Source organism: Streptomyces sp. NPDC093984, assembly GCF_044764595.1.
Lineage (GTDB): Bacteria > Actinomycetota > Actinomycetes > Streptomycetales > Streptomycetaceae > Streptomyces > Streptomyces cynarae.
The window spans coordinates 105,193-131,670 of record NZ_JBIWIM010000004.1; the positions used below are offsets into that span (position 1 = coordinate 105,193).

The window sequence follows — 26,478 nt, forward strand, 5'->3', positions numbered from 1 at the left end:
TACGCCCGCCCGTGTGCCCGTGTCTGACCAGGCGTAAGAGCGGGTGCCGTGCAGCCGGGGCTACGACACCACCGCCGGATCAGCGGGCTTGGACACGTTCTCGGCGTTGTCTTCGTCACCCACGGCGATCCCGCGCCGCTTGGAGACGTACACCGCGAGCACGATCACGACGAGCGCGAGCACCGCGATGGCGATCCGCACGCCGATGTTCCTGTCGCTGCCGTAGGAGAACTTGATGACCGCGGGCGCGATCAGCAGCGACACCAGGTTCATCACCTTCAGCAGCGGGTTGATCGCCGGGCCTGCGGTGTCCTTGAACGGGTCACCGACCGTGTCGCCGATCACCGTCGCGGCGTGCGCCTCGCTTCCCTTGCCGCCGTGGTGGCCGTCCTCGACGAGCTTCTTGGCGTTGTCCCAGGCGCCTCCGGAGTTGGCGAGGAAGACCGCCATCAGCGTGCCGGTGCCGATCGCGCCCGCGAGGTACGCGCCGAGCGCTCCGACGCCCAGTGTGAAACCGAGGGCGATGGGCGCCATGACGGCGAGCAGACCGGGAGTTGCCAGCTCCCTGAGGGCGTCCTTGGTGCAGATGTCGACGACCTTGCCGTACTCCGGCTTCTCCGTGTAGTTCATGATCCCGGGCCGGTCGCGGAACTGCCGCCGCACCTCGAAGACCACCGCACCGGCCGCCCGCGACACCGCGTTGATCGCCAGCCCCGAGAAGAGGAAGACGACCGCCGCGCCGGCGATGAGGCCGACCAGGTTGTTGGGCTGCGAGATGTCCATGACCAGGCTCATCGGCCCGCCGTCGCCGACCTTCTCGCCCACGTCCTGGGCGGCCGTGGTGATCGCGTCGCGGTACGAGCCGAAGAGCGCCGAGGCGGCGAGGACGGCGGTGGCGATGGCGATGCCCTTGGTGATCGCCTTGGTGGTGTTGCCCACGGCGTCCAGGTCGGTGAGCACCTGCGCGCCCGCGCCCTGGACATCGCCGGACATCTCGGCGATGCCCTGTGCGTTGTCGGAGACAGGACCGAAGGTGTCCATGGCGACGATCACGCCGACCGTGGTGAGCAGGCCCGTGCCGGCCAGCGCCACCGCGAACAGCGCGAGCATGATCGACGTACCACCGAGCAGGAACGCCCCGTAGACGCCGAGACCGATCAGCAGCGCCGTGTAGACGGCCGATTCCAGACCGACGGAGATACCGGCGAGGACCACGGTGGCGGGACCGGTCAGCGAGGTCTTGCCGATGTCCCGCACGGGACGGCGGCTGGTCTCGGTGAAGTAGCCGGTCAGCTGCTGGATCAGGGCGGCGAGCAGGATGCCGATGGCGACCGCGACGAGCGCGAGGATCCGCGGATCGCCGCTCTTGGCGCGGATCGTCGCGTCGGTGACGCCCTTGAGGGCGGCGTACGACGACGGCAGGTAGGCGAAGACGGCCGCCGCGACGAGCCCCAGCGAGATCACCGCGGAGATGAAGAAGCCCCGGTTGATCGCGGACATGCCGCTGCGGTCGGCCCGGCGCGGGGCCACCGCGAAGATGCCGATCATCGCGGTCACGACCCCGATCGCGGGCACGATCAGCGGGAACGCCAGTCCCGAGTCGCCGAACGCGGCCTTGCCCAGGATCAGCGCGGCGACGAGCGTGACGGCGTACGACTCGAAGAGGTCGGCAGCCATCCCCGCGCAGTCGCCGACGTTGTCGCCCACGTTGTCGGCGATGGTCGCGGCATTGCGCGGATCGTCCTCCGGAATGCCCTGCTCGACCTTGCCGACCAGGTCGGCGCCGACGTCGGCGGCCTTGGTGAAGATGCCGCCGCCGACACGCATGAACATGGCGATCAGCGCGGCGCCCAGACCGAAGCCCTCGAGGACTTTCGGGGCGTTCGCCGCGTAGACGAGCACGACACAGGAGGCGCCCAGCAGACCGAGCCCCACCGTGAACATGCCGACGACACCGCCCGTACGGAAAGCGATCTTCATCGCCCGGTGCGAGACGGCGGTGAGGTCCTTTTCCGGCTCACCCTCCGCCGGGGTCGCCTCGCGCGCCGCCGCGGCGACGCGCACATTGCTGCGCACGGCGAGCCACATACCGATATAGCCGGTGGCCGCCGAGAACGCCGCACCGATCAGGAAGAACACCGACCGTCCGACGCGCTGATTCCAGTCGTCCGCGGGCAGCAGCATGAGCAGGAAGAACACCACCACGGCGAATACGCCGAGCGTGCGCAACTGCCGGGCCAGATAGGCGTTCGCGCCTTCCTGGACCGCGGCCGCGATCTTCTTCATGCTGTCGGTGCCCTCGCCGGCCGCGAGTACCTCGCGCACCAGAATCCCGGCCACCACGAGGGCCGCCAGTGCGACGGCCCCGATGACCACCACGATCATGCGGTTGTCGTGGGTCAGGACCGCGGCCGCGAGGGCTGAGGGGTGGTCAAACTGTTGAGGGGTAGAAAGCCCCGCCATTCGTCCTCCTTGACGCTTGGGCTGAGCTCAAGATGTGGACGGATTGTAGGTACCGGAACCTGATCAAAACAGTGCGCGGTAAACCGATTGAGACGTCACTTGCTCTTCAGGAAAAGATCGCACATCAGCCACAGAACCCGAAAGTGGTAACGCCTCAAAACCATTGACGAGATGGGCTCTTGATCAAATTATCGGGCTATTGATCGTGAATTCCTTCACGTGAAGCGGTTCACGAATTACGATACGACTTTACAAAAAGAAGGGCCCTGCACAGGCAGGACCCTTCCGGAGAAGTCTTCGGGGCTCGAGGGAGAAACGTGCCCTCAGGCCGGGAACGGGGCGGCGCCGGGCGGCGTGGCCGGCCAGCTCATTCTGATCAGTCCGCCGTTCTCCCCGGTGGTGACCTCCACGTCGTCGACGAGGCCACTGATGACCGCGAGGCCCATCTCGTCCTCCTCGGCCTCCGCCTCCGCCTCGACCGGGTCGACACCCGGCGGCTCGTCCCCGGGCACGATGTGCGGAGCCTCGTCGCCGACCTCGATGGAGAACTGTTTCTCCTCCTCGGTCAGCACCACTCGCACCGGCGCCGAGATGCCGTTGCTCTGGTGCAGTCCGACGGCCCGGGAGCAGGCCTCCCCGACGGCGAGCCTGACCTCGTCGAGTGCGGCCTCCTCCACTCCGGCCCGGCGCGCCACCGCCGCCGCCACGAGCCGGGCGGTCCTGACGTGTTCGGGCAGCGCGCTGAAGCGGAGTTCAACGGTGGCCATGCATCCCCCTCAGAACTTCGGGCGTGCGGTCGGGGGGCCGGGCCGTACTGGCCCGTACCCCCCGCTCTTTGCTTCTGCCGTCCGGGCGCCACGGCCCGGAAGCGGGGTCAGTCGGTGGCCGACACCGCTTCCTCGACCGAGGTGTGGATCGGGAACACCTTGGTGAGGCCGGTGATGCGGAAGATCTTGAGAATGCGCTCCTGGTTGCACACCAGGCGCAGGGAGCCCTCATGGGCTCGAACACGCTTCAAGCCGCCTACCAGCACGCCGAGCCCGGTGGAGTCGAGGAAGTCCACGCCCTCCATGTCGACGACGAGGTGGAAATTCCCGTCGTTCACCAGCTCGACCAGCTGCTCGCGCAGCTTGGGCGCGGTATATACGTCGATTTCGCCACCGACCTCGACGACCGTACGATCGCCGACGGTACGGGTCGACAGGGACAGGTCCACGGATCCTCCAGCACCTTGCTATCGAGCGGTCGCCCCTCGGGCACCTCGGCTTCAGCCCCCGGGACGGTTCGCCAGCCGCGATGGCATTCAATCACTTACCGGCAGGCGTGTACGACGCCTTGGACCCATTGTCCGTCACGCCAGTGACACACTCGGTCCCGATGGCCAAGAATCACCGATCCGATCGACCCATGACGGGCCCCGTGTCCCGCCTCTCGCCGGGCACGGTGCTGGACCGGCTCGCCTCGGGTCCGAGCCGGGCTGCGCGCATCACTCATACGGAGCACTTGCCCCCGCGAGAGGGCCGCCATGCCGTCTGGCCGGACCGGATCCGTGCCGAGGTCGTCGCCGCCGTGCGGCGCGCGGGCATCGAGCACCCCTGGGCCCACCAGGCGCTCGCCGCCGAGCACGCCCTGGACGGCGACTCGGTTGTGGTCGCCACGGGCACGGCGTCGGGCAAGTCGCTCGCCTACCTGGTCCCGGTGCTGTCGCGGCTGCTGGACGGCGCCGAGGCTCCGAACGGCCGGGGCGCGACCGCCCTGTACCTCGCCCCCACCAAGGCCCTCGCGGCGGATCAGTGCCGATCGGTGAAGGAACTTTCACATCCTCTCGGCACGGCGATCCGAGCCGCGGTCTACGACGGCGACACGCCGCCCGAGGAACGGGAATGGGTACGCCAGTACGCCAACTACGTCCTCACCAACCCCGACATGCTGCATCGCGGCATATTGCCCTCCCATCCGCGCTGGTCCTCCTTCCTGCGCGCCCTGAAGTACGTCGTCATCGACGAGTGCCACACCTACCGCGGCGTCTTCGGCTCCCATGTCGCCCAGGTCCTGCGCCGGCTGCGCCGCCTGTGCGCCCGCTACGGCGCCTCACCCGTCTTCCTGCTGGCCTCCGCGACCGCCGCCGAGCCATCGGTGGCCGCCCGCCGCCTCACCGGCGTGCCGGTCGTCGAGGTCGCGGACGACGCCTCCCCGCGTGGCGAGCTGGTCTTCGCCCTGTGGGAGCCGCCGCTCACCGAGCTGCACGGAGAGCGGGGCGCGCCCGTCCGGCGCACGGCCACCGCCGAGACCGCCGACCTGCTGACCGACCTGACCGTGCAGGGCGTGCGCTCGGTCGCCTTCGTCCGCTCCCGCCGCGGCGCCGAGCTGATCTCGGTGATCGCCCAGGAACGTCTGGCGGAGGTCGACCGCTCCCTGGCCCGCCGCGTGGCCGCCTACCGCGGCGGCTACCTTCCCGAGGAGCGTCGCGCCCTGGAGCGGGCCCTCCACTCCGGGGAACTCCTCGGCCTCGCAGCGACGACCGCCCTGGAGCTCGGCGTGGACGTGTCCGGGCTGGACGCCGTGCTGATCGCCGGGTACCCGGGGACACGCGCGTCGCTGTGGCAGCAGGCGGGCCGCGCGGGCCGTGCCGGGCAGGGCGCCCTCGCGGTTCTGGTCGCCCGTGACGACCCTCTGGACACATTCCTCGTCCACCACCCCGAGGCCCTCTTCGACCAGCCGGTGGAGTCCACGGTCCTCGACCCGGACAACCCCTACGTCCTCGCGCCACACCTGTGCGCGGCGGCGGCCGAGCTGCCGCTGACGGAGGACGACCTGGAGCTGTTCGGTCCCGCGTACGTGGACGTGCTGCCGCAGCTGGAGGCCGCGAAGCTGCTGCGCCGCCGCACGAAGACCTGGCACTGGACGCGCCGGGAGCGGGCCGCCGACCTCACGGACATCCGCGGGGCGGGCGGGCGCCCGGTCCAGGTCGTCGAGGCCGGCACCGGGCGGCTGCTCGGCACGGTCGACGCGGGCGCCGCCCACACGACGGTCCACGAGGGCGCGGTCCATCTGCACCAGGGCCGTACGTACCTGGTGCGGTCGCTCGACCTGGAGGACTCCGTCGCCCTGGTCGAGGAGGCCAACCCGCCGTACACGACGGTCGCCCGCGACACCACCTCCATCTCCGTCCTGGAGACGGACGTGGAAATCCCCTGGGGCGAGGGCCGGTTGTGCTACGGCTCCGTCGAGGTCACCAACCAGGTCGTCTCCTTTCTGCGTCGGCGTGTCATCACCGGTGAGGTACTGGGCGAGACGAAACTCGACCTCCCTCCTCGCACGCTGCGCACCCGCGCCGTGTGGTGGACGGTCACCGAGGACCAGCTGGACCAGGCCCGAATCGGCCCGGAGATCCTCGGCGGCGCGCTGCACGCGGCCGAACACGCCTCGATCGGCATGCTTCCGCTCTTCGCCACCTGCGACCGCTGGGACATCGGAGGCGTCTCCGTGCCGCTGCACCCGGACACGCTCCTGCCCACGGTCTTCGTGTACGACGGCCACCCGGGCGGCGCGGGCTTCGCGGAGCGCGCCTTCCACACGGCCCGCGCCTGGCTGTCCGCCACCCGCCAGGCCATCGAGTCCTGCGAGTGCGAGGCGGGCTGCCCGTCCTGCATCCAGTCCCCCAAGTGCGGCAACGGCAACGATCCGCTGCACAAGAGGGGTGCCGTACGCCTCCTCACGGTGCTGCTGCGCGGGGCGCCCGAGGAGGCGGCGAGCGGTCCGGCGGCTGCGGCGCCCTCGGCTCCGCCGGCCCCGCCCTCGCCCTGACCTCGGTGGTGAACGGCCCCGCGGCCGACGCCGCCGTGACGTCGGAGACCGCGCCCACGAGGGCGCACCGCACGAGCCTGCTTCCCTGGGCCCGGGCCACCCGGACCGCCGTCGCGCACGCCTTGCCGCCTCCGTCCATCCAGTGGTCCGCGGCCGCCAGTGCGGCGAGGTCGGCCGCACCGGCCGCACGGTGCCGGGCCAGCACGACCTCGCCCTGGGCCAGCAGGACGCCGAACACGGCACAGATCGCGCCGAGCAGGCACACGACCCAGACGGTGGCGGTGCCGCGATCCGAACGAGCCGCCGCCACACGGGCATCGAGGGCCACCAAGAGCTTCCGGACGGCGACCGGTTCACATCCCCTCACTGCTTCACCCCCACCGTCTCCTCCGCCAACGCCACCGCTTCGTGGCGCAGTTCCAGAGGGAACACGTCGGGGCCCGGGGGATGCGCCACGACCAGGACGCGTACCAGGTCGCCCTGTCGGCCCACCGTGATCCTCGCGCCGTCCGGAGCCGCCTGCCGGGCCGTGTCCCGCACCACGCCCGGCGGCTCCTGCCGAGCCGCCGCCCGGGCCCCCGCGCGGGCCGCGTCCACGCACCGGATCTGCGTGGACGCGGCCGACAAGGCCCAGACGAGGGCCATCGCGAAGAGCACCAGGGCGGGCAGCACGACCGCGGTCTCCGCCGTCACGAAGCCCTGGTCCCGGCCACGGCCCGCTCCCCGGCGCCCCCTCACGCCGTCACATCCGGACACTGAGCGCCCGTTTCACGATCGCCTGCAGTTCCGCGCTGACCTGCCCGCTCGTCAGCACCTTGTAGAGCACCGCCGCGAAGGCCACCGCGGCGATGATCCCCACCGCGTACTCGGACGTGACCATGCCCGCGTCCTTGCGCGCCACCGCCCGTAGCCGGCGCACCAGCGCACGCACCCGGGCTCGTACTCGTACCGCCTTGCTCATATCAACCCCCGTGGGTTCTCGTTGTTGTCTGCTCGTCTGCGTGGCCGTCTGTCCGGCTCGTTCTCTGTCCGGCCGGGGCCGTTCTCTGGTCCGTCCGGTCCGTCAGCCGTCACCGGCTGTCGTGCACCCTCATCTCCCACCCCCTCCCAGCAGCCCTCCCGCCAGCCCGATCACCACGGGCAGCACCCCGACCGCGATGAACGCGGGCAGGAAGCACAGCCCCACCGGGGCGGTGATCAGGACGCCCGCGCGGCGTGCCCGTGCCGTCGCCCCTCGGGCCCACTCGGCCCGCGCCTGAGCCGCGAGGCGCCCGACCGGTGCGGCAGCCGGGGCACCGGAATCGCCCGCCCGTTCAAGGAGCCGCGCCAGTGCTCCGGCGCCGGGGAGCGTGGCGAGCCGCTGCCACGCATCGGCCGGTTCGCCGCCGAGCCGCACCTCGGCCGCGCCCCGCGCCAGCCGCTCCCCGACCGGCCCCGCCAAGGCCTCGCCGACCGCCTGGGCCGCCGACACCGGGCTCGCGCCCGCCGCGATGCACGCCGCCAGCAGGTCGGCGGCCAGCGGGAGCTGACGGGCGGCCACGGCAGGGTCGTACTCCTCGGTGCCGCGCTCGCGCTCCTGCCGGGCCCGCCACCGCGCCACGCCGAACCCGGTGACCAGTCCGGCCCCCAGCCCGACGAACCCTCCGATCACCACCCAGCCGGCACACGCCGCCCCGGTGACCGGCAGCCACCGCCGCACGGCGTCCCGCACCTCGGCCCGGCCCAGCACTCCCCCCGGCACCCGCACCCGCTCGCGCGACCGCTCCTGCGCCGCACCCACACCGGCACCCGCACCGGCCAGGACCGCGTCCACCCGCCGCCGCACCCTCCGCTTCCGCCGCGCGACGACGAGCGTCCGCGCCGGCCACCACAGCGCCAGCAGCGCGCACAACATCCCCAGCCTGTGGACAACGCCCGCGCTCACGCCGCCTCCGCCCCGCGCACGATCCGCAGCGCCCACCACAGCCCCGCCCCCTCCAGCACGCCACCGGCCACCAGACACGCCAGCCCCGCCCCGGTGTGCAGCAGCACGTGCAGCGGGCGTGCGCCGAGCGCGGTGCCCAGCAGCAGTCCGAGGACCGGCAGCCCGGCGAGCAGGACCGCCGTCGAGCGGGCGCCCGCCAACTGCGCCCGCAGATCGGCGCGCTGGTCGCGCTCCGCACGCAGCGCCGCCTCCAGCCGGTCCAGCCCGGCCGCCAGTCCCGCACCCCGGTCCACGGCCACCCGCCAGCACGCGGCGAGCCCGGACAACCCGTCGGCCCCCGGCTGCCGTGCCGCGTCCGCGAGCGCGCCCGGGACGTCCCCGCCGAACCGCGCAGCCGCCAGCACCGCCGCCTGGGCCTCGCCGAGCCCGCCGGAGTCACGAGCCGCCCGCAGCAGTGCCTCGCCCGGCTGACGCCCGGCGCGCACCTCCCCGGCGAGCGCTCCGCACAGCGCGATCACCCCTTCGCCACGCGCTTCCCGTGCCTGCCCCGCCTCCCGCGTCCGCCGCACCCTGCGCAACACCGGCACACCCACGGCTCCGGCCACCAGGGGCAGAAGAGACGCCCCGAGCACCGCGATCACCGCGCCCACGGCCACCGACCACCACTCCACGGGCAACCGCCGCACCCGCAGTACGAACCGCTCCCAGGGCGGCGGACCGCCCCGCGCCGCAGCGCCACCGCCCGCGAACAGCAACCGGGCGCGGCGGGCCGCCATGTTCGGGCCGCTCACCATCCAGGCCGCCACCCCGGCACACACCAGGCCCACACCGACCGTCAGATGACCGATCCCCGGCACACCCCCAGCCGTCATCTGCCCGAGCCCCGTCCCACCGACTGCCATCCGACCCACCCCGCTCACAGCACCTCCACCTCACTCCCCTCGCTTCCGTCCCGGAGCAGGTCCCGCAGCCGCTCCCACCCCCGCTCGCGTGTGAAGGCCTCCGGTCCCCACCGCAGCGCGGGCACCGTCACCACGAGCCCGGACACGTCCCGCTCCAGCACATGCACCTCCGCGATCCGGCGCCGCCCGGTCCGGTCGCGCACGAGGTGGATGACCACCGACAGGGCGGCCGCCAGCTGGCTGTGCAGCGCGGCCCGGTCCAGGCCCGCCGCCGTGCCGAGCGCTTCCAGCCGGGCGGGCACCTGGGCCGCCGCGTTCGCGTGGAGCGTGCCGCAGCCGCCTTCGTGGCCCGTGTTCAGCGCGGCCAGCAGGGACACCACCTCGGGCCCGCGCACCTCGCCGACGACGAGCCGGTCGGGTCTCATGCGCAGTGCCTGCCGCACCAGGTCCTGGAGCTCGACGAGCCCCACGCCCTCCTGGTTCGCCGGCCGCCCCTCCAGACGCACCACGTGCGGGTGGTCGGGCCGCAGCTCAGCGGAGTCCTCGGCGAGCACGATCCGCTCGGTCGGCCCCACCACGCCCAGGAGCGCGCTCAGAAGCGTGGTCTTGCCCGAACCGGTTCCGCCACTGATCACATAGGAGAGCCGGGAGGCGATGAGCCCCCGCAGCACCCGGTCCCCGCCCGGCGGCACCGTGCCCGCCGCCACGAGTTCGTCGAGGGTGAACGCCCGGGGCCGTACGACCCGCAGGGACAGGCATGTCGAGCCGACCGCGACCGGCGGCAGCACCGCGTGCAGACGGGTGCCGTCCGGCAGGCGGGCGTCGACCCACGGTCGGGCGTCGTCGAGCCGCCGCCCGGCCACGGCGGCCAGCCGCTGCGCGAGGCGCCGTACGGCCGCCGCGTCCGGGAAGGACACCTCCGTCAGCTCCAGTCCGCCGCCCCGGTCCACCCACACCCGGTCCGGCGCGGACACCAGGACGTCGGTCACGGACGGGTCGGCGAGCAGCGGTTCCAGAGGGCCGCTGCCGACCAGTTCGGACCGCAACTGCCGGGCCGCACCCAGCACTTCCGCATCCCCGAGCACCCGCCCCTGCTCCCGCAGCGCCTGCGCCACGCGCGCGGGGGTCGGCTCTGCCCCGCTCTCGGCAAGCCACTGCCGCACTCCGTCCAGCAGCCGCGTCCGCTCGCCGGGCCCCACCGCGCCGCCGGCACCCGCGTCCACCCCGGCGGGCCCCGCTGTGCTTGCCGTCGCGCCCCAGCCCGTGCTCATACGGGGTCACCCGCCTCGGCCAGCGCCCGCTCCCAGAAGGCCGAGCAGAACCGGGCGAGCGACCCCCGCGCCGCTCCCCCGGGCGGTACCGAACCGTCCGCCGGTGGTGTCTCGTACGGCACCTCGCCGACCAGCGGCAGCCCCAGCAGTCGCGCCACCTCCCGGTCGTCCAGCCCGGGCGTGTACGGCCCCCGTACCGCGATCCGCAGATCGCCGAGGACCATGCCGACCGCGGACGCCACCCGCCGCGCGGCCGCGACGCCCCGCAGTTCTCCGGGGACCACCAGGATCCCGACGTCCAGCTGGGCGAGGACCTCTGCGACCCCCTCGTCGACACGGCGCGGGAGATCGACGACGACAGCGCCGCCGCGCCGCCGCGCCGCGGCGAGGACCGCGCGGACCGCCTGGGGCGGGACGGCCACGGTGTCGCCGCGGTCCCAGCTCAGCACCCGCAGCGCGTGCACCTGGGGCAGGGACTCCTCCAGGGCGCCGCTTCCCACCCGTCCCCGGGAGGCGGCGAACGCCGGCCAGCGCAGCCCTTCCGTGGTCTCCCCGCCGAGGAGTACGTCGAGCCCGCCGCCCAGCGGATCCGCGTCCACGAGCAGGGTGCGCCTGCCCTCACGCGCGGAGGTGACGGCGAGGGCGCAGGCGAGCGTGGAGGCGCCGGCCCCGCCACGCCCGCCGATCACGCCGACGGTGAGCGCGGGACGGCCGACCCCCTCGGCCACGTCGGCGATGCGGTCCACCAGCCACTGCTCGCCGTCCGGCAGCAGCAGGACGTGGTCGGCGCCGATCTCGACGGCGCGCCGCCAGACTCCGGGATCGTCCTGATCCCGGCCGACCAGCACCACTCCCCGTCTGCGCACGGCCCCGCACACCCGGCGCGCCGCGTCGTCGCCGACCAGGACCAGGGGTGCCGCCTCCCAGCCGCCCCGCTGCTCGGGCACTCCCGGGTGCACCTCCGCTCTGGCGCCCGCTGCCGCGCACAGGCGCAGCAGGTCGTCGAGGAGTTCGGCGTCCTCGGTGACGATCAGCGGTCCGCTCCGCCGCCCCTCGGCGGCGGCCGGTCCTTCGTGTGTGATGGCTCCCGCCACGGTTTCCAGCCCCCTTCGCTGCTTCCTTCGGGCGCGTCCGCGGGCCTGTTCGGCCCGCGCTTCCCGCCCGGGTGGAGAACCGGCAACCGGCCTCCATATGACCGGCCGATACGAACCGGCCCTAGGCGCCCGACAAACGGAACCCGCCGTGCACGGGCCATGAACTGGCTGCCGTGAACCGGCGGGAACTCGCCGTCGGCCGGACGCGCTGGAATCAAGGTGCAGCGATCCCGGAAATCGTGTGGATCTTGATCGATAACTGTGGACAACTCAGCGGTTGTGAATATCGCGTTCACCCATACCGGTGAGGGCTCGGCGGCATCCGCAGAGCAGCGCTGGGACTACACAGCGTTACAGGTCATGAGCATGGCCATCGCGCGTCGCAGGGGCCGTCGGAGGGCCGCGGAATCGCGTCGAAAAACAGAAAAACCCACCCGGACATGCGACGACCCCCGCCGGGGGGGAGAGCGGGGGTCGTCCCCACGGCCGACTCGGGGGGGGAGGAGTCGGACCGGGTTAGCACGGTCGCGAACGATCCGTGACTTCCATGGTGTACCCGAGAGCCTTCTCAGGCAAACCCACACGCCCCACCTTACGCCGAATGGTGGGCCCCTATGCTCAAGCCCGTGGAAAACCACTCCTTGCCCCGCACAGCGGCCTTCTTTGACCTGGACAAGACGGTCATTGCGAAGTCGAGCACTCTCACCTTCGGCAAGTCCTTCTACCAAGGCGGACTGATCAACCGCAGGGCGGCGTTGCGTACCGCATACGCCCAGTTCGTGTTCCTGGTGGGCGGCGCCGACCACGACCAGATGGAGCGGATGCGGGAGTACCTGTCCGCGCTGTGCCGCGGCTGGAACGTCCGGCAGGTGAAGGAGATCGTCGCCGAGACGCTCCACGACCTGATCGACCCGATCATCTACGACGAGGCCGCCTCCCTCATCGAGGAGCACCACGGCACCGGGCGCGACGTGGTGATCGTGTCCACGTCGGGCGCCGAGGTCGTCGAGCCGATCGGTGAACTGCTCGGCGCGGACCGGGTGGTGGCCACCCGGATGGTCGTGGGCGACGACGGCTGCTTCACGGGCGAGGTGGAGTACTACGCCTACGGGCCGACGAAGGCTGAGGCCGTCAGGGAACTCGCGGAGTCGGAGGGATACGACCTGGCGCGCTGCTACGCGTACAGCGACTCGATCACCGACCTGCCGATGCTGGAGGCCGTCGGCCATCCGCACGCCGTCAATCCCGACCGGGCGCTGCGCCGCGAGGCACTCGCGCGGGGATGGCCGATTCTCGACTTCCACCGCCCGGTGCGGCTGAAGCAGCGGCTGTCGGTACCGCCGCGCCCCGCGCTCCTCGCGGTGGCGGCGATAGGCGCGGCGGCGGCCACGGCAGGACTCGTCTGGTACGCGAGCCGGCGCCGCGCACCCCTCGTGTGAACTCCGGACGCCTCGGAGAAGCACACTCCCGCCCGATTCGCACCTCTTTGAACCTAAAAGTAAAGAACTGCATCAAGGGCTTCCGCTTGTCCGTGCCCTGGAGTACAAAGGGGTTAACGGCCCGCGAGACCAAAGGACATCCGAAAGGATCACCTTTTAAACGCAATTGGCCCCACGGACCGAGCATGAACACCGGGCACCCACGCGACGTCGACCCGTCGATTACGGGCCAGCCGCACCAGGTGACGGGCAAAGTTCCCGACCTGATGGGCGACCATCGAGGACGCTTGGTAACTCGGTGAACATGCCAGCGGCGGTACGAGACTTCGTACCGCCGCAACCATTGCCGAAGGCCCCCTCGGGGGCCTTCTCCCATGCATACTTAAGCGGCCCCGCGCTGCAGCGCCTCGCAGACCGCCGTCGACTCGCGGACGCCGAGTTCGACCGCCTTTGCACAGTGGGCGATCCAGGCCGCCATGCCCTCCGGGGTGCCCGACACATAGCCGTCCAGGGCGGCGACGTAGGCGGCCCGGCCCAGTTCCGCGTGGCCCACCTCCGCCGGGCAGATCGCCTTGGGGTCGAGTCCGCTCCCCACCAGGACGATGCGCTGCGCCGCCCGGGCGACGAGGCCGTTGTGGGACACGAAGGGCCGCAGGGCGAGCAGTTCGCCGTGCACCACGGCGGCGGTCACCAGGGCGGGCGCGGAGCTGCCCGCGATGATCAGCTCGGAGAGTCCCTCGAGGCGGCCGGAGACCTCGGCCGCGTCCGGCAGCGGCAGCTCGACCAGCGGTTCGTCGACGCCCTCACCGTCCTGCCGGGGGCGCCCCACGCGTGGGTCGGGATCCGCCGCCGCCACCAGATGCAGCCGTGCGAGCACCCGCAGGGGTGACTGCCGCCAGATGGACAGCAGCTGCCCCGCCTCTGCGGTCAGCCGCAGCGCGGCCCCGACCGTACGGGCGCCGTCGTCACCGCTGAAGTCGGTGCGCCGCCGCACCTCCTCCAGGGCCCAGTCGGCGCCGGACAGCGCGGCCGAGCCGCGAGCGCCACGCAGTGCCGCCTCGGAGGTGATCTCATTGCTGCGGCGCCGCATGATCCGGTGCCCGTAGACCCGGTCCACGGCCTTGCGCACGGATTCCACGGACTCGGCGACCCCGGGCAACGCCCCCAGGGCCGCCAGCGGGTCGGCGGACGCACCTGTCGTACTCATGGGTACGACCCTACGCACCCCGCGGCCCCTCCTTCGAAGGGGTGGTCTTCTTTCCACAGGCATGCCACGGACAGCTACCGCGGCGCTACGCTTCGTGAATATGAAAATTGCTTTCGTCGGGAAGGGCGGCAGCGGCAAGACGACCCTGTCCACCCTGTTCATCCGCCATCTCGCCGCCGTCGGGGCGCCCGTCATCGCCATCGACGCGGACATCAACCAGCATCTCGGGCTCGCGCTCGGGCTCGACGAGGACGAGGCCGCGGCGCTGCCGGCCATGGGCGAGCAGCTACCGCTGATCAAGGACTATCTGCGAGGCACCAATCCGCGGATCGCCTCCCCCGAGACGATGATCAAGACCACGCCGCCCGGAGAGGGGTCGCGGCTGCTGCGGGTGCGGGAGGACAACCCGGTCTACGAGGCCTGCGCGCGTCCGGTGGATCTCGACGGCGGCGCCGTCCGTCTGATGGTCACCGGCCCCTTCACGGACGCCGACCTGGGGGTCGCCTGCTACCACTCCAAGACGGGAGCGGTGGAGCTGTGCCTGAACCACCTGGTGGACGGCCGCGACGAGTATGTGGTGGTCGACATGACGGCGGGCTCGGACTCCTTCGCCTCCGGCATGTTCACCCGCTTCGACATGACGTTCCTGGTCGCCGAGCCGACCCGGAAGGGGGTCTCCGTCTACCGCCAGTACAAGGAGTACGCGCGGGACTACGGGGTCATCCTGAGGGTCGTCGGCAACAAGGTGCAGGGCCGGGACGACATCGACTTCCTCCGCGCCCACGTGGGTGACGACCTGCTCGTGACGGTGGGGCACTCGGACTGGGTGCGGTCCATGGAGAAGGGCCGCCCGCCCCGGTTCGAGTCCTTGGAGGACGCGAGCCGCCGCTCCCTTCGCGTGCTCCAGGCGGCCGCCGACGCGACGTACGAACTGCGCGACTGGGAGCGGTACACACGCCAGATGGTGCACTTCCACCGGAAGAACGCGGCCAGTTGGGGAAACGAGCGCACGGGTGCGGACCTTGCGGCCCAGATCGACCCGGGCTTCGTCCTCAGCGAGGCCCTGACGGCCGCGGTGTGAGCGACGGCCGCCCCGTCTACCGCTTGGCCGGCGGTGCTCCCGGCACCCCCCTCGGTGCCGGGGCCGGTGACGAGGCCAGGAAGCTTTCCCAGCCCTCGGCCGGGGCCTCGCCCACCTTCAGGGTGCGCAGTTTCTCCAGGACCTGTGGGTCCTGTGCGTCCAGCCAGTCGACGAGTTGGCGGAACGAGACGCAGCGCACCTCGGGCTCGTTGCAGACGTGCTCGACGACACCCTGGACGGCACGCATGTAGGTGCCGCCGTTCCAGGACTCGAAGTGGTTGCCGATGATCAGGGGCGCGCGGTTTCCGTCGTACGCCCGCCGGAAGCCCTGGTAGAGGCCGTCCCGCATCTGGTTGCCCCACTCCTCGAACTTGTCGGGGTCGCCCTGCGTCTGGGTGCCCGACTGGTTGACCATGAAGTTGTAGTCCATGGTCAACTGCTCGTAGGTGTGTCCCGGGAAGGGCACGAGCTGCATCGACAGGTCCCACAGCCCTTCCTTCTTCTTCGGCCAGACCTGCTCGTGGACGCCGGAGGTGTCGTAGCGGAAACCCAGCTCCCGGGCCGCCTTCATGAAGTTCTGCTGCCCCTCCAGACAGGGCGTGCGGCCACCGATGAGCTCCTTGTCGTAGTCGAAGGGCAGCGAAGGCTCCTGTTTGAGGCCGGAGTTGGTCTTCCAGGACTTCACGAACGCCTTGGCCTGCGCGATCTCGTCCTTCCACTCCTCCACCGACCACTGGCCGACCCCGCCCTCGGGGCCGCAGAAGTGTCCGTTGAAGTGGGTGCCGATCTCGTTGCCCTCGAGCCACGCCAGCCGCAGTTGCTCGACGGTGTCCTTGATGCCCTTCTCGTCGTTGAAGCCGATGTCCGAGCGACCGGGCGAGTGCTGCGGCGGCCGGTACAGGTCGCGTTTCTCCTCGGGCAGCATGTACACACCGCTCAGGAAGAACGTCATCGTCGCGTTGTTGGCCCTGGCGACCTCGCGGAAGTGCGAGAAGAGCTTCTGGCTGTCCTCACCGGCCCCGTCCCACGAGAAGACCACGAACTGCGGGGGCCTCCGGCCGGGTTTCAGGCGCTCGGGTCTCGGCAGATGCGGTTGGGCGCCCGTGTAGGCGGTGGAGCCGTCGCCGATCAGGCGGACCGCGCTGCCCGGAGCCCCGGCACCGGCACCGGCCCCCTTCGGCGGCCTCTGCTCGGAACGGGCCGGTCCGAGGGAACAGCCGGCCAGCGCGGTGGCGCAGGCGGCGGCCAGGGCGACGCCCGTGGCGGTCCTGCGGGAGGGGGTTCCGGTTCTCGGAGTGGCGGTTCTCGGAGTGGCGGTTCTCGGGATGGCGGTTCTCGGGGTGGCGGTCATCTTCCACCCACCTTCTTCCTTCGGTCGGGCCACGCTGAGCAGGTGTGGTGCGACGCGGCAGACACAGGCAGAGCCCGTGCCCCTGCGCGGCCAAGCCAAGGTCGCACGGAACACTGAAGGAATTTGTATGACAAGCCGATGAAATTACCGCTTCACCCCTTTGAGTGATTCGATGCCCCATTTGCCCCTATATCAGATACCTTTCCTTTACTGTCCATTACGATTCATTTACCGAAGCAGTGAGACATCCCGCCGCTTACGCCGTGACCCACGGCCGCGCCCGACCCCTGGCCCCCGCCGGGGCCACCAGTTCCGCGACCGCGCCGCACCGGAGGAGACGGGACCATGCCCGCCTGCATCCCCACCCGCGCCGCCGACTCGACTCGGCCGAAGCGCGTACACCCGCCCCACAGCCCCCCGACCGCCCCGCCCCGCCGCTTCCGCGTCGCGGGCGCCGATCTGTCCGCCTCCCTCGCCGTCTTCCTGATCGCCCTCCCCCTGTCCCTGGGCATCGCCCTCGCCACCGGCGCCCCGCTCCAGGCCGGCCTCGTCGCCGCGGCCGTCGGCGGAATCGTCGCCGGCCGGTTCGGCGGCTGCCCGCTCCAGGTCAGCGGCCCCGCCGCCGGCCTCACCGTGGTCACCGCCGATCTCATCCACCGCTACGGATGGCGTACGACATGCGCCATCACCGTCCTCGCCGGTCTCGCGCAACTGGGCCTCGGCTGCCTGCGCGTGGCGCGCACCGCACTGGCGGTGAGCCCCGCGATCGTGCACGGCATGCTCGCCGGCATCGGCGCCACCATCGCCGTCGCCCAGCTGCACATCGTGCTCGGCGGCACCCCGCAGAGCGCCGTCCTCGACAACCTCCGGGCGCTGCCCGCCCAGTTGGCGCACCTGCACCCGGCGGCCGTGTCGGTGAGCGTGCTGACCCTGACCCTGCTCCTGGCCTGGCCACGGCTTCCCGGACGGACCGGGCACCTGCTGCGCCGGGTCCCGGCCCCCCTCGTCTCCGTGGCGGGCGCCACCGCGACCGCCTCGCTCGTCGGGCTGACCCTGCCCAGGGTCGACCTGCCGTCCTGGAGCAGCCACGCCCTGGCCGGACTGCCCGAGGGGCCGGCGCTCGGCATCGCCGCCGCCGTCCTCACCATCACCTTGGTGTGCAGCGTGCAGTCCCTGCTCGGCGCCGTCGCCGTGGACAAGCTCGCGGCCCGGCGCCATCCGCACCTCGGCCGCTCCGACCTGGACCGCGAGCTGCTCGGACAGGGCGCCGCGAACATCGTCTCGGGAGCGCTCGGCGGACTGCCGATCGCGGGCGTCGCCGTGAGAAGCACGGCGAACGTCAACTCCGGAGCGGTCAGCCGGAACTCCACGATGCTGCACGGCGTTTGGGTGGTAGTGGCCGCGCTGCTGATGGTCCCGGTGCTCGAGCTGATCCCCCTCGCCTCGCTCGCCGCACTGGTGATGGCCGTCGGCATCCAGATGGTGTCCCTGCACCACATCCGCACGGTCACCCGTCACCGCGAGGTGCTGGTGTACGCCGTCACCACACTCGGCGTCGTCCTCCTGGGCGTCCTCCAGGGCGTGGCGCTGGGCGTGGCAGCGGCCGTCGCCGTCGCCCTGCACCGCCTCACCCGCACCCGCATCACCCACGAGCAGCGGAAGGGAGTCCATCACGTACGTGTGCGAGGCCAGTTGACGTTCCTCGCGGTTCCCCGGCTCAGCCGGACACTGCACCTGGTGCCCGCCGGGGCGGAGGCCGTCGTGGAGCTGGACGGGTCGTTCATGGACCACGCTGCGCACGAGTCGCTGCAGGACTGGCAGCGCACCCACCGCGCGCGGGGCGGCACGGTCGCCCTGACCGGCCGGGACGGCTCCCCGATCGCGATGCCCTCGCTGAGCTCGGCCCGGGCCGACTCGGGCGCGGAGTCCGCCGGGCCGCCGGCATGCCGGTGCCGGCCCTGGACGCCCTGGCGCAACCACCAGTGCGAACGCCCACCGACCGCGTCCGCAGGCGACGGCCCGGAGGCACCGGGCGAGGCTCCCGGACCGAGCGGGCGGCAACTCGCGCACGGCATCGGCGCCTTCCAGCAGAACACGGCCCCGCTGGTGCGTGGTGAGCTGGCCCGTCTCGCGCGTGAGGGGCAGCGGCCGTCGCACCTGTTCCTGACCTGCGCCGACTCCCGGCTCGTCACCTCGATGATCACCTCGAGCGGCCCCGGCGACCTCTTCGTCGTCCGCAATGTCGGCAACCTGGTACCGCTGCCCGGCGCGGAGAGCGGGGACGATTCGGTGGCGGCCGCCATCGAGTACGCGGTGGACGTACTGAAGGTGCGCTCCATCACGGTGTGCGGGCACTCCGGGTGCGGCGCGATGCAGGCCCTGCTCACCTCGGACGCGGACGGCGCCCAGACCCCGCTGAGGCGGTGGCTGCGGCACGGGCTGCCCAGCCTGGAGCGGATGGCCGACGACGAGCGGCCGTGGGCCCGGATGGCCGGGCGTGAGCCGGCCGACACGGTCGAACAGTTGTGCCTGACCAATGTGGTGCAGCAGTTGGAGCATCTGCGGGCGCACGAGTCCGTGGCCCGTGCGCTCGGCGAGGGCACCCTGGAACTGCACGGGATGTACTTCCACGTCGGCGAGGCCCAGGCGTATCTGCTGGCGCCGTCCGAGGGCGGCGACGACGTCTTCACCCGAGTGGGGGCGGCCGGGGACCTACGCCACCCGGCGTGACACGGCGGTGGTTGCGCGGCGCGGACCGGGCCGGTCGGCGCCGCGCCGCGCCGCGCACCATCGTGACGACACGCCCGCCGGGCCCTCCCGGATCCCCTCCGGGCCCTCCCGGATCCCCTCCGGACCCTCCCGGACCCCATCCGAATCCCCTCTGGACCCCCCTCGGGCGAATGTGAGATGCGTCGCCGAGCGAACCCGCCATGTGAACCGGGCGGGCGGCCCGCACGTGACCTGGGGCAGAACGTTCGGCCGCGGACCACGACAGGTCTAAACCATTTTCCGGTCGGCCCTTGTCACCGAGCCCTCCGGTCTGGTGAGCTGTGGCCTGGGACACAACGGACACCCTGGGAAAGGGAGATGTCGTGAGCAACGAAAGCCTGGCCAACCTGCTCAAGGAAGAGCGCAGGTTCGCGCCCCCCGCCGAGCTGGCCGCGCACGCCAACGTCACGGCGGAGGCGTACGAACAGGCCAAGGCTGACAGGCTCGGCTTCTGGGCCGAGCAGGCCCGCCGGCTGAGCTGGGCCAAGGAGCCTTCCGAGACGCTGGACTGGTCGAACCCGCCGTTCGCCAAGTGGTTCAAGGACGGCACACTCAACGTCGCGTACAACTGCGTCGACCGGCACGTCGAGGCGGGTCTGGGCGACCGCGTCGCCCTCCACTTCGAGGGCGAGCCCGGCGACAGCCGCTCGATCACCTACGCCGAGCTCAAGGACGAGGTCTCCAAGGCCGCGAACGCCCTCCTCGAACTGGGTGTCCGCAAGGGCGACCGGGTCGCCGTCTACATGCCGATGATCCCCGAGACCGCGATCGCGATGCTGGCCTGCGCCCGCATCGGCGCCGCCCACTCCGTCGTCTTCGGCGGCTTCTCGGCGGACGCGCTCGCCACCCGCATCCAGGACGCCGACGCGCGTGTCGTCATCACCGCCGACGGCGGCTACCGGCGCGGCAAGCCGTCCGCGCTCAAGCCGGCCGTCGACGACGCGGTCGCGCGCGTGGACAACGTCGAGAATGTGCTCGTGGTACGCCGTACGGGCCAGGAGGTCGCCTGGAGCGAAGGCCGGGACATCTGGTGGCACGAGCTCGTGGACCGGCAGTCCGCCGAGCACACGCCCGAGGCCTTCGAGGCGGAGCACCCGCTGTTCATCCTGTACACCTCGGGTACGACGGGTAAGCCGAAGGGCATCCTGCACACCTCCGGCGGCTACCTCACCCAGGTGGCGTACACCCACCACGCCGTCTTCGACCTCAAGCCCGAGACCGACGTGTACTGGTGCACGGCGGACGTCGGCTGGGTCACCGGGCACTCGTACATCGTCTACGGCCCGCTGGCCAACGGCGCGACCCAGGTCATGTACGAGGGCACGCCGGACACCCCGCACCAGGGCCGCTTCTGGGAGATCGTGCAGAAGTACGGGGTCACCATCCTGTACACGGCGCCCACCGCGATCCGTACGTTCATGAAGTGGGGCGACGACATCCCCGCGAAGTTCGACCTGTCCTCGCTCAGGGTGCTGGGTTCGGTCGGTGAGCCGATCAACCCCGAGGCGTGGGTCTGGTACCGCAAGCACATCGGCGGGGACCGCACACCGGTCGTGGACACCTGGTGGCAGACCGAGACCGGCGGGATGATGATCTCCCCGCTGCCCGGCGTGACCGAGGCCAAGCCGGGCTCCGCGCAGCGGCCGCTGCCCGGCATCTCCGCCACCGTCGTCGACGACGAGGCGAACGAGGTGCCGAACGGAGGCGGCGGCTATCTGGTGCTCACCGAGCCGTGGCCGTCGATGCTGCGCACCATCTGGGGCGACGACCAGCGCTTCATCGACACGTACTGGTCGAGGTTCGAGGGCAAGTACTTCGCCGGTGACGGCGCCAAGAAGGACGACGACGGCGACATCTGGCTGCTCGGCCGCGTGGACGATGTGATGCTGGTGTCCGGGCACAACATCTCCACCACCGAGGTGGAGTCGGCGCTGGTGTCCCACCCGTCGGTCGCCGAGGCGGCCGTCGTCGGCGCGGCGGACGAGACGACGGGCCAGGCGATCGTCGCCTTCGTGATCCTCCGCGGTACGGCCGCGGAGACCGAAAGCCTGGTGGCCGAGCTGCGCAACCACGTGGGTGCCACGCTCGGCCCGATCGCCAAGCCCAAGCGGATCCTGCCGGTGGCGGAGCTGCCGAAGACCCGCTCCGGCAAGATCATGCGGCGCCTGCTGCGCGATGTCGCGGAGAACCGCCAGCTCGGCGACGTCACGACGCTGACGGACTCGACGGTGATGGACCTGATCCAGGCCAAGCTCCCGGCGGCACCGAGCGAGGACTGAGAATCCCGGCCCCGACGGGGCGCCCGGCCGTACGCCGGGCGCCCCGTTGTCACGCCCCTTTCACACCCCCAGGAGCACCGGGGTGTAATGATCAGGTAAAATGGACGGCTCAAGGTGTGCCGGGAAGTCTGGTCGGCAAGCGGTCCGCACGTTCCGTGACGACCGCTCGTCTGCCGTACCGACCCGGAGGTCCCCACCGTGGCCGCGTCCCGCACCCGCACCTTTCTCGGACGTCTGTCCCTGCCCGAGCGCACCTTCGTCGCGGAAGCGCTGCGCACCGAGACCGTCGGCGGCGTGCTGCTCCTGCTCGCCGCGGTGGCCGCCCTGGTGTGGGCGAACATCCCCGGTCTCCACAGCAGCTACGAGAGCGTCGGCCACTACCACCTCGGCCCCGCCTCCCTCGGCCTGAACCTGTCCGTCCAGCACTGGGCCGCGGACGGTCTCCTCGCGATCTTCTTCTTCGTCGCCGGGATCGAACTCAAACGGGAACTGGTCGCGGGCGATCTGCGCGACCCCCGCGCCGCCGCCCTCCCGGTGGTCGCCGCCCTGTGCGGCATGGCCGCGCCCGCGCTCGTCTCCACCCTGACCAACGCGGCCGGCGGCGGGTCCTTCGCCGGCTGGGCCGTCCCCACCGCCACCGACATCGCCTTCGCGCTGGCGGTCCTCGCGGTCATCGGGACCTCCCTGCCCTCCGCCCTGCGCGCCTTCCTGCTCACCCTGGCCGTCGTCGACGACCTGTTCGCCATCCTGATCATCGCGATCTTCTTCACGGACGGCCTGGACTTCGCGGCCCTCGGCGGCGCCGTCGTCGGCCTCGCCGTGTTCTGGGTGCTGCTGCGCAAGGGGGTGCGCGGCTGGTACGTGTACGTGCCGCTGGCACTGGTGATCTGGGGACTGATGTACAACAGCGGCATCCACGCCACCATCGCCGGTGTGGCCATGGGCCTGATGCTGCGCTGCCACCGGCGGGAGGGCGAGGAGCGCTCCCCCGGGGAACACATCGAACACCTCGTACGCCCCCTGTCGGCGGGACTCGCGGTGCCGCTGTTCGCCCTGTTCAGCGCGGGCGTCGCGGTCTCGGGCGGGGGGCTCGCGGACGTGTTCACCCGGCCGGAGACGCTCGGCGTCGTGCTCGGCCTCGTCGTCGGCAAGGCGGTCGGCATCTTCGGAGGTACGTGGCTGACGGTCCGCTTCACCCGGGCCTCGCTGAGCGAGGGCCTCGCGTGGGCCGACGTGTTCGCGGTCGCCTCCCTGGCCGGTATCGGCTTCACCGTCTCGCTGCTCATCGGCGAACTGGCCTTCGACGGCGATCCGGCGCTCGGGAACGAGGTGAAGGCCGCCGTCCTCACCGGATCGCTGATCGCGGCCGCCTGCGCGACGGTGCTGCTGAAGATACGCAACGCCAAGTACCGCGCCCTGTGCGCGGAGGAGGACCGCGACGACGACCTGGACGGCATCCCGGACGTCTACGAGGAGGACGACCCGGGGTACCACCTGCGCATGGCCGAGATCCACGAGCGCAAGGCCGCCGAGCACCGCAGGCTCGCGGCACTGAAGTCGGCCGGGCGCGGCACGGACGCCGGTCCGCCCGCCGCAGGCGCTGACGGCGCGCTTGCCGAAGTGGCGGGCAGGGCAAGCGAGGAGAACGAGCGTCCGGCATGATCTGACACATCACCACACTCCGCAGCGTCCGCGGAGCCCGTACGCAGAGAGCAGGGAGATCGCGATGAGCGCACCCGACGGCAGCCCGGTCGGCGCCGAACGCAGCATCGGCCAGCTGTTCGCCTCGGCGACGACCGAAATGTCCGCACTGGTGCACGACGAGATCGCGCTGGCCAAGGCCCAGCTCAAACAGGACGTCAAGCGCGGCGCGATGAGCGGCGGCGCATTCTCGGCCGCGGGCGCGGTCCTGCTGTTCTCGTTGCCGATGCTGAACTTCGCGCTGGCGTACGGCATCCGGACGTGGAGCGGCTGGAACCTGGCCGTCTGCTTCCTGCTCTCCTTCGGCGCGAACGTGGTGGTCGCCGGCCTGCTCGGGCTCATCGGCCTGGTGTTCGCGAAGAAGGCGAAGAAGAGCAAGGGTCCGCAGAAGGTCGCCGCGTCGATGAAGCAGACCGCCGGCGTCCTGCAGAACGCCAAGCCGCACCCGCGTGAGCCCCAGCAGGCCGACAAGGCGGTCGAGCCTGTGGCACGCTCGTCCTCATGACGGACCCCGCCACCCCTTCGGCGCAATCCCCCTCGGTCGTACGACTTGACGTCCCCGGCGGGAAAAAGGTGACGCACCGGGACGTAGCGGCCAATGGCGCACGCTTCCACATCGCCGAACTGGGCGACGGACCGCTGGTCCTGCTGCTGCACGGCTTCCCCCAGTTCTGGTGGACCTGGCGGCACCAGCTGGTGGCGCTGGCCGACGCGGGCTTCAGGGCCGTGGCGATGGACCTGCGCGGGGTGGGCGGCAGCGACCGTACGCCGCGCGGTTACGACCCCGCGAATCTGGCGCTCGACATCACCGGGGTCGTACGGTCCCTGGGCGAGCCCGACGCCGCGCTCGTCGGCCACGACCTGGGCGGCTACCTGGCCTGGACGGCGGCCGTCATGCGTCCCAAGCTCGTACGGCGGCTGGCGGTCGCCTCGATGCCGCATCCGCGGCGCTGGCGCTCGGCGATGCTCGGTGACGTCAAGCAGTCGTCCGCGAGTTCCCACATCTGGGGACTGCAGCGGCCCTGGATCCCCGAGCGCCGGCTCACCGCCGACGGTGCCGCTCTGGTGGGGCAGCTGATCCGGGACTGGTCGGGACCCCGGCTGCCGGACGACGAGGCCGTGGAGGTGTACCGGCGCGCCATGCTCATCCCGTCGACGGCGCACTGCTCCATCGAGCCGTACCGGTGGATGGTGCGCTCCCTGGCCCGGCCCGACGGCATCCAGTTCAACCGCCGTATGAAGCGGCCCGTACGGGTCCCGACCCTGCATCTGCACGGCTCCCTGGACCCGGTGATGCGGACCAGGAGCGCGGCCGGGTCCGGCGAGTACGTCGAGGCGCCGTACCGCTGGCGGCTGTTCGACGGTCTCGGGCACTTCCCGCACGAGGAGGACCCGGTGGCGTTCTCCTCGGAGCTGATCAACTGGCTGAAGGACCCCGAACCCGACCGCTGACCCGCCGCCAGACCATCCGGAATCGGCCTGTCGGCCGGAACGCGGCCGGAATCGGCCGGTGACGCGGCGCATCCGCCCGCTATCCGGACGAGAACGCGTGTTCCACGAACGGCCACATGCCCGCCGCATAGGCCAATTGGGCGGCCCGGAGGCGGTTATCGACCTTGGGGCGGGGGCAGACGTCCGGGTATGGGCTGGACGCACGACTACAGTGACGTAGCACGCAACCGCCGCTCGGCCACCGCGCCGGGCTCCCACCAGAGGGGCACCCCGCAACTGGCGGGCACGGACACCCAGGTGGGGATCCCCCGCATTCTGCGCCGCCGGGCCCGCTGGGTCTCGGTCCGTCTGCGCCACCCGCGCGGCTGAGCCGGCGCCCGTCCACGGCCGCTCCTGGCCCGCCGGGCCTCACAGGGCGCAGCTGTCGCTGTCCACCTGCTGGTTCGCCGCACGCCCCTGGGCGATGTCCTCACGGACCTCGTCCGCCGTCAACGCGTACCCCGTGTTGGCGTCGTCCAGGGACTTCGCGAACACCACCCCGTAGACCCTGCCGTCGGGGGTGAGCAGCGGGCCGCCGGAGTTGCCCTGGCGGACGGTCGCGTACAGCGAGTACACGTCGCGGCGCACCGTGCCGCGGTGGTAGATGTCGGGGCCGTTGGCTGTGATGCGGCCGCGGACGCGCGCGGGCTGGACGTTGTACGACCCGTTCTCCGGGAAGCCCGCGACGATCGCGCCGCTGCCTCCGGTCGCGTCCGTGGACGCGAACTTCAGCACCGGGGCGTCCAGGTCGGGCACGTCCAGTACCGCGATGTCGCGCCGCCAGTCGTACAGGACGACCTTCGCGTCGTACTTCCGTCCCTCGCCGCCTATCTGGACGGTGGGCTCGTCGACGCCGCCCACCACGTGCGCGTTGGTCATCACACGGCGGTCGCCGAAGACGAAACCGGTGCCTTCGAGGACCTTGCCGCAGCTCTGCGCCGTGCCCATCACCTTCACGATGGAGCGCTGCGCGCGCACGGCGACCGCGCTCCTGGCGAGGGCAGGGTCGGGCGGCTGGACCTCGTTGATGGGTTCGTTCGCGAACGGGCTGAAGACCTGCGGGAAGCCGTTCTGCGCGAGGACCGAGGAGAAGTCCGCGAACCAGGTGTCCGCCTGCGCCGGCAGGGCGCGGGAGACGCCGAGGAGCACCTTGGAGCCACGGACCTCGCGGCCGAGCGTCGGCAGCGTCGTACCGGCCAGGGCGGAGCCGATCAGCCAGGCGACCAGGAGCATCGCCACCACGTTGACGAGGGCGCCGCCCGTGGCGTCCAGGGCGCGCGCCGGGGACCAGGTGATGTATCTGCGCAGCTTGTTGCCGAGGTGGGTGGTCAGGGCCTGGCCGACGGACGCGCAGACGATCACCACGACGACGGCGACGACGGCGACGGTCGTGCTCACCTTGTGGTCGCCCGTCGCCCGGTCCCACAGGAACGGCAGCAGGTAGACCGCGACGAGACCGCCGCCCAGGAATCCGATCACCGACAGGATGCCGACGACGAAGCCCTGGCGGTAGCCGACGACCGCGAACCAGACGGCGGCGACCATCAACAGGATGTCCAGCACGTTCACTGCTTCAAGCCTCGCCTCGCCTCGTCACGTTCCGGTCGCCGTCGTCCGGCCGGGGACACGGCTCAGCGCACGGCGGCACGGCGGCACGCCGCTCCCCGGGAAAACACCACGACAGCACGGGGGTCACCTT

Annotated in this window: 22 protein-coding genes; 9 read left to right on the forward strand and 13 right to left on the reverse strand. The window is 71.7% G+C overall.

Features of this window, described 5'->3' with window-relative positions; translation table 11 throughout:
* Positions 1 to 60 precede the first annotated feature (60 nt).
* The 3 genes from ACIRC0_RS16510 to bldG all read right to left on the reverse strand — a co-directional run bounded on the left by ACIRC0_RS16510 (position 61) and on the right by bldG (position 3,679).
* Positions 61 to 2,463, reverse strand: coding sequence for a sodium-translocating pyrophosphatase (locus ACIRC0_RS16510; RefSeq protein WP_403616728.1), 2,403 nt, complete (start codon positions 2,461 to 2,463; stop codon positions 61 to 63).
* Positions 2,464 to 2,786: 323 nt separating this feature from the next.
* Positions 2,787 to 3,230, reverse strand: a complete 444-nt coding sequence (locus tag ACIRC0_RS16515) for an ATP-binding protein (protein WP_403616730.1) — start codon at positions 3,228 to 3,230, stop codon at positions 2,787 to 2,789.
* A 107-nt stretch (positions 3,231 to 3,337) separates the two neighbouring features.
* Positions 3,338 to 3,679, reverse strand: coding sequence for an anti-sigma factor antagonist BldG (bldG, locus tag ACIRC0_RS16520; protein WP_103840429.1), 342 nt, complete (start codon positions 3,677 to 3,679; stop codon positions 3,338 to 3,340).
* An 80-nt stretch (positions 3,680 to 3,759) separates the two neighbouring features.
* Here bldG and ACIRC0_RS16525 point away from each other — a divergent pair, with 80 nt between their 5' ends.
* A complete protein-coding gene (locus ACIRC0_RS16525) occupies positions 3,760 to 6,270 on the forward strand; it encodes a DEAD/DEAH box helicase (RefSeq protein ID WP_403616733.1) in 2,511 nt (836 codons plus the stop codon).
* Here ACIRC0_RS16525 and ACIRC0_RS16530 read toward each other — a convergent pair.
* The 7 genes from ACIRC0_RS16530 to ssd all read right to left on the reverse strand — a co-directional run bounded on the left by ACIRC0_RS16530 (position 6,179) and on the right by ssd (position 11,461).
* Entirely contained in the window at positions 6,179 to 6,598 is a 420-nt protein-coding gene (locus tag ACIRC0_RS16530) for an Rv3654c family TadE-like protein (protein WP_403616736.1), read from the reverse strand. The two genes, ACIRC0_RS16525 and ACIRC0_RS16530, sit on opposite strands and share 92 nt — an antisense overlap.
* Before the next feature lie 35 nt (positions 6,599 to 6,633).
* A complete protein-coding gene (locus ACIRC0_RS16535; protein ID WP_403616738.1) occupies positions 6,634 to 7,026 on the reverse strand; it encodes a TadE family type IV pilus minor pilin in 393 nt (130 codons plus the stop codon).
* Entirely contained in the window at positions 7,013 to 7,231 is a 219-nt protein-coding gene (locus ACIRC0_RS16540) for a DUF4244 domain-containing protein (protein WP_403616741.1), read from the reverse strand. Before ACIRC0_RS16540 ends, ACIRC0_RS16535 begins: the two co-directional genes overlap by 14 nt.
* 129 nt (positions 7,232 to 7,360) lie before the next feature.
* Complete coding sequence (locus ACIRC0_RS16545; RefSeq protein WP_403616743.1) at positions 7,361 to 8,194, reverse strand: type II secretion system F family protein; 834 nt, start codon at positions 8,192 to 8,194, stop codon at positions 7,361 to 7,363.
* Complete coding sequence (locus ACIRC0_RS16550) at positions 8,191 to 9,066, reverse strand: type II secretion system F family protein (protein ID WP_403617345.1); 876 nt, start codon at positions 9,064 to 9,066, stop codon at positions 8,191 to 8,193. Before ACIRC0_RS16550 ends, ACIRC0_RS16545 begins: the two co-directional genes overlap by 4 nt.
* Before the next feature lie 44 nt (positions 9,067 to 9,110).
* Positions 9,111 to 10,367 carry a TadA family conjugal transfer-associated ATPase gene (locus ACIRC0_RS16555; protein WP_403616746.1) on the reverse strand — a complete coding sequence of 419 codons (1,257 nt, stop codon included), beginning with the start codon at positions 10,365 to 10,367 and terminating at the stop codon, positions 9,111 to 9,113.
* Positions 10,364 to 11,461 (reverse strand): septum site-determining protein Ssd, encoded by a 1,098-nt coding sequence (gene ssd, locus ACIRC0_RS16560; RefSeq protein WP_403616748.1) that lies wholly within the window; start codon positions 11,459 to 11,461, stop codon positions 10,364 to 10,366. Before ssd ends, ACIRC0_RS16555 begins: the two co-directional genes overlap by 4 nt.
* A 614-nt stretch (positions 11,462 to 12,075) precedes the next feature.
* Between ssd and ACIRC0_RS16565 the strand changes: the two genes are divergently transcribed.
* Complete coding sequence (locus ACIRC0_RS16565) at positions 12,076 to 12,900, forward strand: HAD family hydrolase (protein ID WP_403616750.1); 825 nt, start codon at positions 12,076 to 12,078, stop codon at positions 12,898 to 12,900.
* 382 nt (positions 12,901 to 13,282) lie between these two features.
* Here ACIRC0_RS16565 and ACIRC0_RS16570 read toward each other — a convergent pair whose 3' ends face one another.
* Positions 13,283 to 14,107 carry an oxidoreductase gene (locus ACIRC0_RS16570; RefSeq protein ID WP_403616753.1) on the reverse strand — a complete coding sequence of 275 codons (825 nt, stop codon included), beginning with the start codon at positions 14,105 to 14,107 and terminating at the stop codon, positions 13,283 to 13,285.
* A 100-nt stretch (positions 14,108 to 14,207) separates the two neighbouring features.
* Between ACIRC0_RS16570 and ACIRC0_RS16575 the strand changes: the two genes are divergently transcribed.
* On the forward strand, positions 14,208 to 15,188 hold the full coding sequence (locus ACIRC0_RS16575; protein ID WP_403616755.1) for an ATP-binding protein: 981 nt from the start codon (positions 14,208 to 14,210) through the stop codon (positions 15,186 to 15,188).
* A 16-nt stretch (positions 15,189 to 15,204) separates the two neighbouring features.
* Here ACIRC0_RS16575 and ACIRC0_RS16580 read toward each other — a convergent pair whose 3' ends face one another.
* A complete protein-coding gene (locus ACIRC0_RS16580) occupies positions 15,205 to 16,539 on the reverse strand; it encodes a hypothetical protein (RefSeq protein ID WP_403616758.1) in 1,335 nt (444 codons plus the stop codon).
* Between the two features lie 345 nt (positions 16,540 to 16,884).
* On the opposite strand from ACIRC0_RS16580, the gene ACIRC0_RS16585 reads away from it, so the two are divergent.
* The 6 genes from ACIRC0_RS16585 to ACIRC0_RS16610 all read left to right on the forward strand — a co-directional run bounded on the left by ACIRC0_RS16585 (position 16,885) and on the right by ACIRC0_RS16610 (position 25,109).
* Positions 16,885 to 19,269 carry a SulP family inorganic anion transporter gene (locus ACIRC0_RS16585; protein WP_403616763.1) on the forward strand — a complete coding sequence of 795 codons (2,385 nt, stop codon included), beginning with the start codon at positions 16,885 to 16,887 and terminating at the stop codon, positions 19,267 to 19,269.
* Positions 19,270 to 19,631: 362 nt separating this feature from the next.
* Positions 19,632 to 21,587, forward strand: coding sequence for an acetate--CoA ligase (gene acs / locus ACIRC0_RS16590; RefSeq protein WP_403616766.1), 1,956 nt, complete (start codon positions 19,632 to 19,634; stop codon positions 21,585 to 21,587).
* A gap of 198 nt (positions 21,588 to 21,785) precedes the next feature.
* Positions 21,786 to 23,249: a Na+/H+ antiporter NhaA gene (nhaA, locus tag ACIRC0_RS16595; protein ID WP_403616769.1), complete on the forward strand. Its 1,464-nt coding sequence runs from the start codon at positions 21,786 to 21,788 to the stop codon at positions 23,247 to 23,249.
* 64 nt (positions 23,250 to 23,313) lie between these two features.
* A complete protein-coding gene (locus tag ACIRC0_RS16600) occupies positions 23,314 to 23,793 on the forward strand; it encodes a phage holin family protein (protein ID WP_403616772.1) in 480 nt (159 codons plus the stop codon).
* Positions 23,790 to 24,740 (forward strand): alpha/beta fold hydrolase, encoded by a 951-nt coding sequence (locus tag ACIRC0_RS16605; RefSeq protein ID WP_403616775.1) that lies wholly within the window; start codon positions 23,790 to 23,792, stop codon positions 24,738 to 24,740. The genes ACIRC0_RS16600 and ACIRC0_RS16605 overlap by 4 nt, the downstream gene beginning before the upstream one ends.
* A gap of 189 nt (positions 24,741 to 24,929) precedes the next feature.
* A complete protein-coding gene (locus ACIRC0_RS16610) occupies positions 24,930 to 25,109 on the forward strand; it encodes a hypothetical protein (RefSeq protein ID WP_103837946.1) in 180 nt (59 codons plus the stop codon).
* A gap of 39 nt (positions 25,110 to 25,148) precedes the next feature.
* Here the strand turns inward: ACIRC0_RS16610 and ACIRC0_RS16615 are convergent, their stop codons facing one another.
* On the reverse strand, positions 25,149 to 26,348 hold the full coding sequence (locus ACIRC0_RS16615) for a MarP family serine protease (protein WP_403616777.1): 1,200 nt from the start codon (positions 26,346 to 26,348) through the stop codon (positions 25,149 to 25,151).
* Between the last annotated feature and the right edge of the window lie 130 nt (positions 26,349 to 26,478).